The organism is Pseudomonas lalucatii (assembly GCF_018398425.1).
Classification (GTDB): domain Bacteria; phylum Pseudomonadota; class Gammaproteobacteria; order Pseudomonadales; family Pseudomonadaceae; genus Aquipseudomonas; species Aquipseudomonas lalucatii.
Genome location: NZ_JADPMV010000002.1, coordinates 1399390 through 1414268, shown reverse-complemented (window position 1 = coordinate 1414268; position 14879 = coordinate 1399390). Strand labels below are relative to the sequence as shown.

Sequence of the window (14879 nt, the reverse complement as noted above, 5' to 3'; positions counted from 1 at the left end):
GGCCGGTATCCCGGCGGAGTCGCGCGGCGCCCCCGAGTGGGTGCGAGTCGCCTCCGGCGTGGCCAGGGACCTCAGGGCGCTGCCGCCTCTACTTGAAGTGCTCAAGATGAGCCTTGGTGAACTCGTGCAGGTAGTGCATGAGTTCGGCGGAAGCCGCCACCGCACGGTCCTTGTCCTGATTGACCAGGGCCTGCATCTGCGTGATGTACAGCTGGGTGCAGTAGGCCTGGTCTTCGCTCGTCGCGTAATAGCACCAGAAACGTCGGGAAAGGCCTTGGGTGGTCTTGATGGTGGACAGGATGAATTCGTTCTTCGACGAACGCGCGAGAATGTGGTGCATGCGCCGCAGCAGCGCCATGAAACCTTGGCGGTCATCGCTGGCCAGGCCTTGAAGCGCTTCGATCACCTCACGGATGGGCGGCTTGTCGTCTTCGACCAGGCGTTCGACGGCCTTCTCGATGCACAGCCGCTCGATCAGCACCCGCGGCTCCAGCAGCTTCAGCATGGTCAGTGGGTTGAGCTCGGGGATCACCACACCGGCGCGCGACAGGCGCACGAGATTCTCGTTCGCCAGTTTCATCAGTGCTTCACGCACCGGGGTGCGGCCCAGGCCGAGAAACTCGCTGATCTCGGTTTCGGTCATCACCGAGCCCGGGGCGATCCGGCAATCGACTATCGCCGCCTCGAGCTCGTCATGGGCAATTTCAGCCTTGTTTCGCTTATCTACGGTGTTCTGCATGCGTTGACCAAGTCCCAGTTGAGCTCGAGCCCGAGCCCGTGTGCGTTCTCATCGAGGCTGATCATACCGTGCTCGTCGGGGCGGAGTGGATTGAGTACCAGCTGGCGACGAAGAATCGACGGGCTGGTCGAGTACTCCAGCGGCTCGATGCGCGCCTGTGTACAGAGAAACTGGGCATTGACCGCGATGGTCAGGTCGGTGTTGTAGGCGTGGGGCACGATCCGTTTGCCATGGGGGACGAGCATGTCCCGCAGCCTCATGGCCTCGGTGACGCCACCGAACAGGGTGATGTCCGGCTGGGCGATGTCGAATGCATCGGCCGCCAGATAAGGCTGGAACTCCTTGCAGGTGGTGAAGCCAAGGTCGCCCACCCCCAGCGGAATGCTGGTGACGGCCCGCAGCCGGCGGTGATCGTCCAGGTTGTCGGCATCGAAGGGCGCCTCGATCCACTTGAAGTCCAGTGCCTGCAGGGTGCCGAGGAAGGGTTCGAGCTGCTCGAAGCGGGTGAACTCCATGGCCACATCGAGCATCAGCTCGACCTCGGGACCGACGAACTCGCGCAGCCGCTGGAGGTTGCCGATGGCCTTGGCCGAGTCCTGCCACCAGGGTTCCACGCAGATCTTGATGCGCTTGAAGCCCTGCTCCAGGCAGGCCCCGACCTGTTGCTGGAACAGCTCCGGCTCTGCCTGCATCGGGTAGAGGGTGGCGTAGACCGGCAGCTGCTTGTGCTTCAGCCCCCCGAAATAGCTGTGCAAGGGTCGCCGCGCGGAGCGCGCGAACAGATCCCACAGGGCGATATCCAGGGCGCTGATGGCATGGATGGCCACGCCATAGCGGCCATGCCAGTTGCTGCTCCGGTACATCTTGTTCCACAGGCGCAGCGGGTCATCCAGCACTTCGCCCACCAGCACGCCGGCCAGGCCGGTGGACAGGTAGTTGTAGGGCCTAGACTCGATCAGCGCCTTGATCACCTGCGGCGGCGAGTCGGTCTCGCCGATGCCGTACAGGCCGTTGTCGCCGCGCACCACGACCAGGGCATTCTGGTAGCTGCCCTCGAAGCGGACGAAGTCCGCCTGAGGGTCCTGCAGGCAGATGACCTCGACGCTGTCGATCCGCACGCTCACTGCGCGCGCCCCAGGCTGAACTGGCGGCGCTGGTAGATGAACTGCTCCAGCACATCCCAGTCCAGCTCGACGCCGAGCCCGGGCAGGCCGGTGGGGTGGATGAAGCCCTCGCTGTCCGGGCGAAACACCTGCTTGGCACCGACTTCGTACTTCTCGTAGGGCGCGGCCTGCTCGAAGAACTCGCAGTTGTCGTAGGCCAGCATCATATGCAGGTTGGCCGCCTGGGTCAGGGTATAGCCCCAGGACTGCAGCTCGGCCTTGAGGCCCTGGGCGCGGGTCACGCCCATCACCTGGGTGGCGCCGGTGTAGCCGCCGATGCTGGTGACGTCGAAACGGCTGCGGTCCCAGCAATGGTGCTGCAAGCCGTGCTTGATCAGCTGCAGGTTGGGCAGCGAGTTGCCGCCGCTGATGACGTCCAGGTCCAGTGCCGCGGCCAGCCTCCTGTAGCCATCCAGGTCCGAATCCGGCAGCGGCTCCTCATAGAACTCCCACTGGTAGCGATCGAGCAGGCGGCCCATCTGCAGGGCTTCCTGGAAGCCATAGTTGGCGTCGATGTCCAGGCTCCAGCCGATGTCCCGGCCAGCGAATTCCTCGTGCAGCGCATGGACCAGGGCCGTGTCCTCGGCGAATACGCAGCGCGGGTGAATCTTGATGGCGTTGAAGCCCTGGCCGAGCATCCGGTGGCAGTACTCGATGTAGTCATCGACCGTGGCCATGACCGGGCTGGAGGCATAGGCGCGGATCTTGTGCTTGGCCGCGCCGAGCATCTGGTAGATGGGCAGGTTCAGGGCCTTGGCCTTGGCGTCGTGCAGGGCGATGTCGAACAGCGACATCGACAGGTGCTTGAGCGGCACGTATTTGCCGGCCATGAGCTTGGCGATCTGCGGGGCCTCGTGCAGCCCCTTGCCCAGCAGGAACGGGGCCATCAGCGCCAGGCTGTGGAAGGCGGTCTGGTCGAACTCGTGCTCGGTGTAGGTGGTCAGGCCCGCGATGCCCTGCAAGCCGTTATCGAAGGTCAGGCGGGCGACGATCATGGCTTCGTACATGGGCCCCAGATGAGAAGACCAGCTGATCTTCTCTCCGTCAGGGCCAATCGCGAAGATCTCGATGCTTTGCACAATTGGCTGGGTCATATCAGGCGTGGTCTTCTTTGATGAATTTGAGGGTGCTGATCATCATCAGCACCATGATGACCATCAGCGGCAAACCGATGATCACCGAGGTGGTCTGCATGGTTTTCAGGCCGCCGAGGAACAGCAGCGCCAGGGGCAGGATGGCGATGGCGAAGCACCAGAACAGGCGGTTGGAGCGCTGCGGCTCCTGCCCCTCGGCCAGCTTGCGGGTGGTCGCGCAGGCCATCACGTAGGCGGCGGAGTCGAAGGTGGTGGCCAGCATGACGATCCCGGAGACGGCTACTGCCAGCAACACCAGGCCGCTGAGGGGCAGGGTCTTGAACATCGCGAGAATCGCCGGGGCCACGCCTTTATCATTGACTAGCTCGGACAACGCCAGGGTCTCGGTCATTTGCAGGTTGATGCCGTAGCCGCCCAGCACGATGTAGAACAGTGCACAGCCGAAAGTGCCGTAGGACAGCATGCCGACGATCACCTCGCGGATGGTGCGACCGCGAGAGATGCGGGTGACGAACATGCCCATGAACGGCGCATAGGCCACCCACCAGGCCCAGTAGAACACGGTCCAGGCCTGCGGGAAGCCGCTCTTGTCGACGCTGTCGGTCCAGGTGCTCATGCGGATGTAGTTCTCCACCATATAGCCGAGCGAATCCATGCCCAGACCCAGGATGAACTTGGTGGGTCCGACCAGCAGGACATAGACCACGATCGCCAGGGTGACCACGGTGGCGAAGGTGCTCAGGCGCTTGATGCCCTTGGTCAGGCCCAGGCCGCTACTGACGGTAAAGACCGCGGTGCAGGTGAGGATGATTGCCATATCCAGGTAGACGCTGCTGCTGACCCCCAGCACTTCGGCCAGGGCCCCACCGATCATCGGAGTGCCCAGGCCCAGCGAGGTGGCGGAGGCACCCAGCACGCCGAGGATGAACAGGTAGTTGATGAACGTCCCTACGGGGCCGTCGACCAGGTCGCCCAGCGCGCCGCGGCAGGCCTCGCTGATCTTGTAGATATGCTTCTGGCGCACGTAGTAGATGTACGACATGGCGATGGTCGGGACGCAATACATGGCCCAGGCCGTCGGGCCCCAGTGGAAGATGCCGTAGGCCTGGCCGACGGTGTACATCTCCTTGCTCTTGGCCTCCAGGCCGAACGGGGTCCAGGCGAAATGGTAGCCCCACTCGGTACCGGCCCAGAGCATCAGGCCTGAGGCGATGCCGGCAAGAAAGACCATGGTGCCCCAGCCGAACTTGGTGAACTCGGGGGCGGCGTGTTTATCGGCGCTGAGCTTTATTTCGCCGTAACGGGAAAAGGCCAGGCCCAGCACGAAAACGAGTGCGCCGAGGCCCACGGCGAGATAGACGAAGTCGAAGGTGTGCGTCACCCACTTGAACAGCGCGTCGATTGCGGTCGCGCTGTCCTCCGGGAACAGCACAAGAGGAATCGCCGCGGCAAAGATGATCAGCAGGCTGATGACCTGCATCTGCCGGTTGGTCTCGATGGGCGTGGCGATAGGCTCGACCACATCTTCCTCGATTGGAAAATCCGCTGCTTTTATATTCACTGGAGCACCTCTTGTTGTTGTAATTGCCACGGGTTAGTTGCGCAACCGGCCAGTCAACTGGTCTGCTGCATCAGAAAGGCCATATGCCCGCCTTCGATGGCCTGGAAGGACAGCTCCTCCTTGATCGCCAGGTCAGCCGCCAGCGCCGCCGCTCGGCCATATTCGAAGCACTGCGCGGTGACCCGGCAGCTGGCCAGTGCCTCGTGTTCGCTGCTCAGGCAGCGACCGGCGACGATGAGGTTCTTGCCGACCTTGGGTACCAGGGTGTGAAACGGCACCTCGTAATAGTCCTCGACCAACCACTCGGTCTTCGGCTTGGCGCCGTAGTGCAGCTCGATCGGCCAGGAGGTCTTGGCGATGGCGTCGCTGAATTTGCGCTTGTTGACCACGTCGTCGTTGGTCAGGCGCGCCACGCCATCGATGGAGCGGGTCTGGCGCACGCCCACTTCGGTGGCGTAGTCGATGAAATAGCTGTCCTCGCAACCGGGCACGTTGGCCTTCATGAAGTCGAAGAAGGCCTTGGCCTGATAGATGGAGAACTGCTCCGCCTCGCTGTGGTCGACCGGGTCGGTGACGTCCAGCGCGCGCTTGTCGAAACCGGTGATCTTGGTGGCATTGACCAGCAGTTCTCCGGGATTGACCGTGGGGAATAGCCAGACCTTCTTGCGCAGCAATTCATCCTGGGCTTCCAGCATGCTCACCACCTTGGGCGGCGAGATGGTGTCCTGGCCCCAGTAGGCCAGGTACTTGGGCAGGTCGACGTTGCCGACCTTGAACATCATGGAGGGGTTCTGAATGACCCCGTTGTTCCCCTTGGTAGTCTTCAGGCCCATCTTGTAGACCACATCCGCATCGCCGCTGGCATCGATGACCTTCTTGGCGTAGACCGCGGTGAACCCCGGCTTGGTGTGCAGCACCATGCCCTTGAGCTCTTCCTCCTCGGCGATCACATCGATCATCTGGGTGTGGTAGAGCACGCTCACCTTGGCCGCGCGCAGCATGTCGGTGGCGACCTTCTTGTACTTGGCGCAGTCGTGGGTGGCGACCCAGGTCTTGCCGTAGATCTGCGGCTCGGTGAGGCCGCCCTCGCGGTACAGGGCATCGCGAAAGCGTTCGGCGAAACCGAAGATGATCTGTTCGGGCGTTGCTTTATGTGGGTCCTGGACCGTCATGTACAGGCCGCAGATGGTGCCGGACAGCCCGGCGACAGCGGCGCCGCCGCAGAACCCCAGGCGCTCTATCAGCAGCACGCTGAGTCCGCGTTCGCCAGCCGTGACGGCGGCGGCGATGCCGGCTGGCCCTCCGCCGACGACGACCACGTCGAAGTGGCCGAAGCAGTTCAGGTCGCTCTTGAATCCAGCAGGGAGGTTTCTGGTGTAGGTCATCTGAGTGCTCGCTATTAACAATATTCAGAATATATTTTGAATATACCAAATGAGACGCCCATTCCCCGTCCATGTCAACGACCATTTGTCCTGGGGGTTGCCGGGGGGCCACGGCTCAGGCAGTTTCGACGGGGCGCTGGGACCGCCAGCTCTGCTGGGCGGCGCGTGGCGCGGCGCACACGCCGTCCGGGCGCACATCGGGAGCGTGTGATGGGGAAAGAGACTGCTGGCTTGTGGCGCTTGAGAGCGAGGGCGCCCGCTGCCGTCAGCAGGGGCGATCCAGGCGGTCGGCTATTCTGCATGCCTGGATCAGGCCTTCAGCGACGGCGGGGCGCAGGCACAGATCGGTCCGCGCATCGCGAGCGAGATGCCTGTCAGGGCGCGAGAACATCAGTCGTGCAGGTTTTGGGGGCGCGCGCAGCGGAGGGCTGCGTGGCGGCAAGAAGGAAGCGTCGTACCATGCGGTGACCGACGCCAGTCTGCCCGCAGAAAAGAAAAAGGCCAGCGCGATGGCTGGCCTAACTCTTTGTTTCATTTGGTGGGCCCACACGGACTCGAACCGTGGACCAAAGGATTATGAGTCCTCTGCTCTAACCAACTGAGCTATAGGCCCCCAGAAGGCCGGCGGATTATACCGGGCCTTGACGGTAGCGCCAACCGAATGACGTGGCTCAGGCGGTCGCTGAAAGCAGGTCGCGTTCGGTGGGAGGGATGACCGGGTGGTGGCGTGCGGGGCAACGCAAAACCCCCGGTTTGGGCCGGGGGTTTTGTTGTCACTCGTCGAGGAAGGAGCGCAGGTGCTCGCTTCGCGTCGGGTGGCGCAGCTTGCGCAGCGCCTTGGCCTCGATCTGGCGGATCCGCTCGCGGGTCACATCGAACTGCTTGCCGACTTCCTCGAGGGTGTGGTCGGTGTTCATGTCGATGCCGAAGCGCATGCGCAGCACCTTGGCCTCGCGGGCGGTGAGCCCGGCCAGCACTTCGCGGGTGGCTTCCTTGAGGCTTTCCACGGTCGCCACGTCGATCGGCGACTGCATGGTGGAGTCCTCGATGAAGTCGCCCAGGTGCGAGTCTTCGTCGTCGCCGATCGGCGTCTCCATGGAGATCGGCTCCTTGGCGATCTTCAACACCTTGCGGATCTTGTCCTCGGGCATCTCCATGCGCTCGCCCAGCTCTTCCGGAGTGGGCTCGCGACCCATCTCCTGGAGCATCTGCCGGGAGATGCGGTTGAGCTTGTTGATCGTCTCGATCATGTGCACCGGGATGCGGATGGTGCGCGCCTGGTCGGCGATCGAGCGGGTGATCGCCTGGCGAATCCACCAGGTGGCGTAGGTCGAGAACTTGTAGCCGCGACGGTATTCGAACTTGTCCACCGCCTTCATCAGGCCGATGTTGCCTTCCTGGATCAGGTCGAGGAACTGCAGGCCGCGGTTGGTGTACTTCTTGGCGATGGAGATCACCAGGCGCAGGTTGGCCTCGACCATTTCCTTCTTCGCCCGGCGGGCCTTGGCCTCGCCGATCGACATGCGCCGGTTGATGTCCTTGATCTCGGCCAGGGTCAGGTCGCACTCGGCTTCCAGGGCGACCAGCTTCTGCTGGCAGCGCTGGATGTCGGCCTGCAGGTTGCCGATGGCCTCGGCGTACTTGGCCTTGCCCTTGGCCAGCTGCTCGGCCCAGGTCGGGTCGACTTCGTTGCCCGGGAACAGGCGCAGGAAGTCGGCACGCGGCATGCGCGCATCGCGTACGCACAGTTGCATGATGGCGCGTTCCTGGGCGCGCAGGCGCTCAAGTGAACTGCGCACGTGAACGACCAGGGCGTCGTACTGCTTGGGCACCAGCTTGATCGGCATGAACAGATCGGCCAGGTCCTTCAGCTCGTCGATGGCTTGTTGGCTGCTGCGACCGTGCTTCTTCAGGGCCTTGTTGGCTTTATCCAGTTGCTCGGCGACTGCGGTAAAGCGGCGCAGGGCTTCTTCCGGGTCCGGGCCGCCATCGCCTTCGTCTTCGTCGTCGCTGCTGTCGTCGTCATCCTCGTCATCGTCGCCGTCATCGGCGGCGGCACTGTCCTTGGCCGGCACGGGGGCGGCGGCTTCGGCGGGGACGCTGCCGTCATCCGGATCGATGTAGCCGTTGAGTACCTCGACCAGGCGACCGCCTTCGGTGGTGACGCGGTTGTATTCGGCGAGGATGCTGTCGACGGTGCCGGGGAAGTGGGCGATGGCACTCATCACCTCGCGGATGCCTTCCTCGATGCGCTTGGCGATTTCGATCTCGCCTTCGCGGGTCAGCAGTTCCACTGTGCCCATCTCGCGCATGTACATGCGCACCGGGTCGGTGGTCCGGCCGATATCGGTCTCAACGGCGGCGAGCGCGGCAGCGGCCTCTTCGGCGGCGGCTTCGTCGGTGTCGGCTTCGGCCAACAACAGGGCGTCCGCATCCGGAGCACTCTCGAATACGTTGATCCCCATGTCGTTGATCATGCGGATGATGTCTTCCACCTGTTCCGGGTCGGAAATATCCTCCGGCAGGTGGTCATTGACCTCCGCGTAAGTCAGGTAACCCTGCTCACGACCGCGGCTGATCAATTCTTTCAAACGAGATTGCTGTTGCGCTTTTACGGACATAACACCCTATCCACTGAAGGTCTTGGCGGGCTGAAAACAAGCCGAGGATTATACCCGATTAAGACCCTCGCGCGCCAGTTGGGCTCGGGACTACCGGTGATGCGTTGCGGCTCAGCAGGTTGCGCAGCTGGTCTTTTTCCTCTGCGCTCAATTCACTTTGACGGGCTTTGCGCAGCAAATGTTCCAGGCTGCGCTCGCGTTGGCGGGCTACTAGGGTAGTTATAGTGTCGAAAAACTGTTGTTCAAGGTTGTCCGCCGAAATCAGCCACTCCTTTTCCGCCAGGGCCCGCAGTAGACGGCCCTGCTCGGTGCCGTGCCAGCGTGCGATCAGCTGCAGCGAGCGCAGATTCGGGTTCTTCTGCAGGGCGCCGAGCAGGGCCACCAGCAGCTGGGCGTAGGTGTCGTCTTCGCCGGCGAAGTGGCTGACGTCTTCGACCTTCTGCGCCAGCTCCGGGTGGCGCATCAGGGTGCGCAGGTTGTTGCCGGGAATCTTGTCGATCAGCGGGGCCGCCAGGGTCGCCAGGTGCGCCTTGCCTTCCAGGGAGCGCGGGTCCGCCTCTTCGCCGAGCTGCTGGAAGAAATAGTCCGCCAGGGGCTGGGCTTGTTGGTTGATGCGGGCGCGGAAGGCGTCGGTGCCTTCGCTGCGCACCAGGGTGTCCGGGTCTTCGCCGTCCGGCAGGAACAGGAAGCGTGCGCGGCGGCCGTCCTGCAGGTTCGGCAGGGTGGCCTCCAGGGCGCGCCAGGCGGCGTTGCGGCCGGCCTGGTCGCCGTCGAAGCAGAACAGCACGCTGGGTACCAGGCGGAACAGGCGCTTGAGGTGCTCCTCGCTGGTGGCGGTGCCGAGCGTGGCGACGGCGTTGCGCAGGCCCTGCTGGGCCAGGGCGATGACGTCCATGTAGCCCTCGACCACCATGATCTCCTCGAGGTCGCGATTGCTCTTGCGCGCCTCGAACAGGCCGTAGAGCTCCTGGCCCTTGTGGAATACCGGGGTTTCTGGCGAGTTCAGGTACTTGGGCTTGTCGTCGCCGAGTACCCGGCCGCCGAAGGCGATGACCCGCCCGCGGCTGTCGCGGATCGGGAAGATGACCCGGTCGCGGAAGCGGTCGTAGCGTTTGCCGCTGTCGCTATTCTCCACCAGCAGGCCGGCATCGATCATCGCCTTCTGCTGCAGGCTGTCGCCGGCCAGGTGCTTGAGCAGGTTGTCCCAGCCCGGCGGGGCGAAGCCCAGGCCGAAGTCGCGGGCGATCTCGCCGGACAGGCCGCGACCTTTCAGGTAGTCCACCGCGGCGCGGCGCTGCGGGTGGCTCTTGAGGGCCTGGCGGTAGAACTCGGCAGCGGCGGCCAGCAGTGGGTAGAGTGGCGAGTCGGTGGGCTGTCGCGGTTTGCCGCCGCGCCCGCCTTCTTCGCGCGGGACCTCCATGCCGGCGCGCTTGGCCAGGTCCTCGACCGCCTGGGGGAACTCCAGTTGGTCGTGGTCCATGACGAAGCCCAAGGCGTTGCCGCCGGCGCCGCAGCCGAAGCAGTAGTAGAACTGCTTGTCCGGGCTGACGCTGAAGGAAGGGGTCTTTTCCTTGTGGAAGGGGCAGCAGGCGGTGTAGTTCTTGCCGGCCTTCTTCAGCTGGATGCGCGCGCTGACCACTTCGACGATGTCGGTGCGGTTGAGCAGGTCATCGATGAAGGACTGCGGGATCAGGCCGGCCATAGGCACTCAGGATACTGCCGTGTGGGGCGGCTGGACAGATGCGTGGGGAGGCAGAAAAACTCCGGCCATTCGCCGGCAGGCGAAGCGGAGTGCTGGGCTAAAAACGCAAAGCCCGGCTGAGGCCGGGCACTGCTGACTGCTGCGAGGCGGTCTGTACCTGTTAGTACAGGCGCACGCTGCGGCGCTGCTCGCGCTGCACTTTCTTGGCGTGACGCTTGACGGCGGCAGCGGCCTTGCGCTTACGCTCGGCGGTCGGCTTTTCGTAGAATTCGCGGCTACGAACTTCGGCCAGAATGCCGGCTTTTTCGCAGGAGCGCTTGAAACGACGCAGAGCTACGTCGAAGGGTTCGTTCTCTTTAACTTTGACGGCTGGCATCCAGGGCGTACCTTCTTTATTACCGGGGGGTAACGTACTCCTGGCAAATGGCGCGGGAGGACGTAGGTTTTTAAGGGTTGCGGATGTTACCGTCTCGTCGCCGGGAATGCAAAGCCTCTGATCGAAAAGCGCTGGTCGGCTTCCGCGCCTGCCTATTATTATGCGCGGCTTCGATATCATGTCCCTTCAAATCAAGGCGTTGCCCATGCTGGTACTGGGATTGGAAACTTCCTGCGACGAGACCGGTGTCGCGCTCTACCACAGCGAGCGCGGCCTGTTGGCGGACGCGCTGTTCAGCCAGATCGACCTGCACCGCATCTATGGCGGGGTGGTGCCCGAGCTGGCCTCGCGCGATCACGTCAAGCGCATGCTGCCGCTGATTCGCGAAGTACTGGCCGAGGCGCAGTGTACGCCCGGCGAGATCGACGCGATAGCCTATACCGCCGGCCCCGGCCTGGTCGGCGCGCTGCTGGTCGGCGCCTCCTGCGCCCAGGCCCTGGCGTTCGCCTGGGGGGTTCCCGCGCTCGGTGTGCACCATATGGAGGGCCACCTGCTGGCGCCGATGCTGGAGGCGCAGCCGCCGAGCTTTCCCTTCGTCGCCTTGCTGGTGTCCGGTGGCCATACCCAGCTGGTGCGCGTCGACGGCATCGGCCAGTACCAGTTGCTGGGCGAGTCGCTCGACGACGCGGCCGGCGAAGCCTTCGACAAGACGGCCAAGCTGATGGGCTTGCGCTACCCGGGCGGGCCGGAGATCGCCCGCCTGGCCGTGCAGGGCTCGCCCGGCCGCTTCGTGTTTCCCCGGCCCATGACCGACCGGCCGGGCCTGGACTTCAGCTTCAGCGGCCTCAAGACCTTTACCCTGAATACCTGGCAGCAGTGCCGCGAGGCGGGCGACGACAGCGAGCAGACCCGCTGCGACATCGCCCTGGCGTTCCAGCAGGCGGTGGTCGACACCCTCGCCATCAAGTGCCGCCGGGCGCTCAAGCAGACTGGCTTGAACAGCCTGGTGATCGCCGGCGGCGTCAGTGCCAACAAGGCCTTGCGTGAATCCCTGGAGGCGATGCTGGCCGGGCTGAAGGGGCAGGTGTTCTATGCGCGCCCGGCCTTCTGCACCGACAATGGTGCGATGATCGCCTACGCCGGCTGCCAGCGGCTCAAGGCCGGGCAGCGTGAGGGGCTGAGCATCGCGGTGCAGGCACGCTGGCCGATGGAGCGCTTGCCGCCACTGTAGCGGCGGTGCGCGGAGCGGTTAACCGGCTGAGCGGGTGGTGGTTCAGAAGTGCCGTTCGCGTCCGGCGAACAGGTCGCGTAGATTGCCGCGATGGCGCCAGACGACCAGCCCGGTCAGCACGCTTACCGGCAGCAGTGCTGCCGGTTGCTGCCAGGCCAGCAGCGGCAGGGTCAGGGGGGTGGCGATGAGCGCCGCCAACGAACTGGTGCGGGTCAGGATAAAGGTCAGCAGCCAGGCGGTCAGCGCCAGGAGGGCGGCAGGGGGGTAGAGCCCCAGCAGCATGCCGGCGGAGGTGGCCACGCCCTTGCCGCCACTGAAGCGGAAGTACAGGGGATAGAGGTGGCCGATCACTGCCGCGAGGCCGACCCAGGCCTGTTGCTGCAGGCTCAGGCCGAACAGCTTGGCGACCAGCACGGGCAGCAGGCCCTTGAGCAGGTCGCCCAGCAGGGTCAGTCCGGCCAGGCGCTTTCCGGCCAGGCGCAACATGTTGGTGGCGCCGGGGTTGCCCGAGCCGCTGGCGCGAGGATCCGGTCCGCCGGCCACGCGGCTGAGCAGGATGGCGAAGGACAGCGAGCCCAGCAGGTAGGCGAAGACCGCCAGCAGCCAAAACATGGTATCCGTTCCGCGTCGAGGGATGACCCGATTCTACAGGCCGCCGCGGCCGGGAGCGAGCTAGGTCGGGGCGCCGAGAGCGCTGACAAGGCGCCCGGCCCGGCCTAGGCTGGGAGTTGCTGCAAGGTGCGTCGTAAATGGACATTCGAGTCCGCGATCAATGCCGTATAGTCCTGCGCAGCAGTGGTGCACAGGGTGCCGGCGCAGTGCCGCGGCCATGCCGCGTTGTGGAGAGTGTGCTTGGACATAGTGTTTATCGAGGGGCTGGAAGTCGATACGGTGATCGGCGCCTATGACTGGGAGCGCACCATTCGCCAGTGCCTGCGCCTGGATCTGTACCTGGGCTGGGACAACCGCCCGGCGGCGGCTGGCGATGATCTGAACGAGGCGCTGGACTATGCCGCCGTGGCCGCGCGGGTCCAGGCCTATGTCGGCGAGTCGCAATTCATCCTGGTGGAGACCCTGGCCGAGCGGCTGGCCGAGTTGCTGATGGCCGAGTTCCAGATTCCCTGGCTGCGCCTCAAGCTGACCAAGCCTGGCGCGGTGCCCGCTGCGGCGGGCGGCGTCGGCGTGGAGATCGAGCGCGGATGTCGCTGACTCCGGTTTTCCTCGGCCTCGGTAGCAATATCGAGCGCGAGGCGCACCTGCGTGCGGGGCTCGACGCGCTGGCCGGCCTGCTGAGCGACATGCGCTGCTCGCCGGTGTTCGAGAGCCGTGCGGTGGGGATCAAGAGCGGCCCCTTCTTCAATCTGGTGGTGGCCGGCTATAGCCCGTTGCCGCTGGGGGAGCTGGATCGGCGCTTGAAGTTCATCGAGGCGGACAACGGTCGTTACGCGCCGGAGCGCAAGGGGCTGCCGCTGGACATCGATGTGCTGCTGTACGGCGACCGGGTCGGCAACTTCGACGGCCTGGTGCTGCCGCGTGCGGAGATTCTCAAGAACGCCTTCGTGCTCTGGCCGCTGGCGCTGCTGGCGCCGGAAGGGGTGCATCCGGGGGCGCAACGTCGCTTCGCCGAGCTGTGGCAGGCGGCGCGGATCGAGCAGCAGTTGTGGCCCGTGCCGTTTCAGTGGCGGGACCGGGAGCTGACGCCTGCGGCACTGCTTCAGGCCTTCCCGCCGGCCGGCCTGGGTTAGTTCCCGTGGTGCTCCCTGTAGGCCTTGAGTGCCTGCAGGCGTTCGCGTTTCAGTGCCGCGCCCAGTTCCGGCCCCTTGAACCCCTGCTCCAGTAGTGGCTGCACGGCGACCGCGCAGGCTGCCTGCATGGCGCCGCGCAGGTAATCGGCCTGCGGGTAGGCGCGCCGTTCCAGGCCGCTGCGGCCGCGGGCGTCCATTTCGCAGGCGGCGATGAATTCCGCGAAGCGTTGTGGGCGGCGGTAGACGTCGAAGCTTTGCAGCAGTTCCAGCAGGGTCGTGGCCTTGAGCTCCAGGGCACGATGGCCGTGGCTGTGGAATTCGCCCACCAGCAGGGCCAGCTCCTGGCAGTCTTTCGGCGCCTTGCAGCGCTGGTTGATCGCGCGGATGGCCGGCAGGCCTCGCTGTTCGTGGGCGATATGCCGTGGCCAGTCCGCGGGCGGGGTCAAGCCCTTGCCGACGTCATGCAGCAGGCAGGCCCAGCGCACCGTCAGCGGCTGCCGGTGCTCGGCGCATTGGCGGAGAACGTCGAGGACGTGCCGGCCGGTGTCGATCTCAGGATGGTGGGCGGCAGGCTGGGGGACGCCGAACAGCCGGTCGACCTCCGGCAGCAGGGCCTGGAGCGCGCCGCAGTCACGCAGCACCTGAACGAATACGTCGGGACGCGGTTCGAGCAGGGCGCGGGAAATCTCCTTCCAGCTGCGCTCGGGGGTGAGGGCGGCCAGCTCGCCGGACTCGCTGAGTTGGCGCATCAGCGCCAGGGTCTCGGCCGCCACGCGGAAGCCGTCGGCGGCGTAGCGCGCGGCGAAGCGGGCGACTCGCAGGACCCGCAGCGGATCCTCGGCGAAGGCGGGGGAGACATGGCGCAGAATGCCGGCCGCGAGGTCGCGCCGGCCGCCGTAGGGGTCGATGATCTGCCCCTGGTCGTCTTCGGCCATGGCGTTGACCGTCAGGTCGCGGCGGATCAGGTCGTCTTCGAGGGTGACATCCGGGCTGGCGTAGAAGGTGAAACCGCCGTAGCCGCGGCCGCTCTTGCGTTCGGTACGGGCCAGGGCGTACTCCTCGCCGGTGGTGGGGTGCAGGAACACCGGGAAGTCTGCGCCCACCGGGCGAAAGCCCTGGGCCAGCAGCTGTTCGGCGGTCGCGCCGACCACCACCCAGTCGGTCTCCTCGACCGCCCGCCCCAACAGGCGGTCGCGTACCGCACCACCTACCTTGTATATCTGCATGACCACCTCCGTTGCCGCAGAGGATAGCGGCTGAGG

General features: G+C 65.0%; 13 protein-coding genes and 1 tRNA gene. 3 read left to right on the top strand and 11 right to left on the bottom strand.

The window, feature by feature from the left end; all coding sequences use genetic code 11:
* Positions 1–88 precede the first annotated feature (88 nt).
* From I0D00_RS20170 to rpsU, 9 genes are all read right to left on the bottom strand, one after another.
* Positions 89–739, bottom strand: a complete 651-nt coding sequence (locus tag I0D00_RS20170; RefSeq protein WP_213641557.1) for a GntR family transcriptional regulator — start codon at positions 737–739, stop codon at positions 89–91.
* On the bottom strand, positions 724–1863 hold the full coding sequence (locus I0D00_RS20165; RefSeq protein WP_213641556.1) for a mandelate racemase/muconate lactonizing enzyme family protein: 1140 nt from the start codon (positions 1861–1863) through the stop codon (positions 724–726). The genes I0D00_RS20170 and I0D00_RS20165 overlap by 16 nt, the downstream gene beginning before the upstream one ends.
* Positions 1860–2996, bottom strand: coding sequence for a mandelate racemase/muconate lactonizing enzyme family protein (locus I0D00_RS20160; protein ID WP_213641555.1), 1137 nt, complete (start codon positions 2994–2996; stop codon positions 1860–1862). Before I0D00_RS20160 ends, I0D00_RS20165 begins: the two co-directional genes overlap by 4 nt.
* A 1-nt stretch (position 2997) precedes the next feature.
* A complete protein-coding gene (locus tag I0D00_RS20155; protein WP_213641554.1) occupies positions 2998–4518 on the bottom strand; it encodes a BCCT family transporter in 1521 nt (506 codons plus the stop codon).
* 92 nt (positions 4519–4610) lie between these two features.
* On the bottom strand, positions 4611–5942 hold the full coding sequence (locus I0D00_RS20150) for an FAD-dependent oxidoreductase (RefSeq protein WP_213641553.1): 1332 nt from the start codon (positions 5940–5942) through the stop codon (positions 4611–4613).
* Between the two features lie 536 nt (positions 5943–6478).
* Positions 6479–6555 (bottom strand) — tRNA-Ile (locus I0D00_RS20145).
* A gap of 160 nt (positions 6556–6715) precedes the next feature.
* Entirely contained in the window at positions 6716–8563 is a 1848-nt protein-coding gene (gene rpoD / locus I0D00_RS20140; RefSeq protein WP_213641552.1) for an RNA polymerase sigma factor RpoD, read from the bottom strand.
* 58 nt (positions 8564–8621) lie between these two features.
* Positions 8622–10265, bottom strand: a complete 1644-nt coding sequence (dnaG, locus tag I0D00_RS20135) for a DNA primase (RefSeq protein ID WP_213641551.1) — start codon at positions 10263–10265, stop codon at positions 8622–8624.
* A 160-nt stretch (positions 10266–10425) separates the two neighbouring features.
* Positions 10426–10641 carry a 30S ribosomal protein S21 gene (gene rpsU / locus I0D00_RS20130; protein ID WP_058068915.1) on the bottom strand — a complete coding sequence of 72 codons (216 nt, stop codon included), beginning with the start codon at positions 10639–10641 and terminating at the stop codon, positions 10426–10428.
* Positions 10642–10846: 205 nt separating this feature from the next.
* On the opposite strand from rpsU, the gene tsaD reads away from it, so the two are divergent.
* A complete protein-coding gene (gene tsaD, locus I0D00_RS20125; RefSeq protein WP_213641842.1) occupies positions 10847–11872 on the top strand; it encodes a tRNA (adenosine(37)-N6)-threonylcarbamoyltransferase complex transferase subunit TsaD in 1026 nt (341 codons plus the stop codon).
* 42 nt (positions 11873–11914) lie between these two features.
* On the opposite strand, the gene plsY is transcribed toward tsaD, so the two are convergent.
* Entirely contained in the window at positions 11915–12484 is a 570-nt protein-coding gene (gene plsY, locus I0D00_RS20120; RefSeq protein ID WP_213641550.1) for a glycerol-3-phosphate 1-O-acyltransferase PlsY, read from the bottom strand.
* A 240-nt stretch (positions 12485–12724) separates the two neighbouring features.
* Between plsY and folB the strand changes: the two genes are divergently transcribed.
* Together folB and folK are read left to right on the top strand one after the other, a co-directional pair.
* The gene (folB, locus tag I0D00_RS20115; RefSeq protein ID WP_213641549.1) at positions 12725–13081 is read left to right on the top strand and encodes a dihydroneopterin aldolase; all 357 of its coding nucleotides are present in this window, start codon (positions 12725–12727) and stop codon (positions 13079–13081) included.
* Positions 13072–13617 (top strand): 2-amino-4-hydroxy-6-hydroxymethyldihydropteridine diphosphokinase, encoded by a 546-nt coding sequence (gene folK / locus I0D00_RS20110; RefSeq protein ID WP_213641548.1) that lies wholly within the window; start codon positions 13072–13074, stop codon positions 13615–13617. Before folB ends, folK begins: the two co-directional genes overlap by 10 nt.
* On the opposite strand, the gene I0D00_RS20105 is transcribed toward folK, so the two are convergent.
* Positions 13614–14843, bottom strand: coding sequence for a multifunctional CCA addition/repair protein (locus tag I0D00_RS20105; RefSeq protein WP_213641547.1), 1230 nt, complete (start codon positions 14841–14843; stop codon positions 13614–13616). The genes folK and I0D00_RS20105 overlap by 4 nt on opposite strands.
* Positions 14844–14879: the final 36 nt, after the last annotated feature.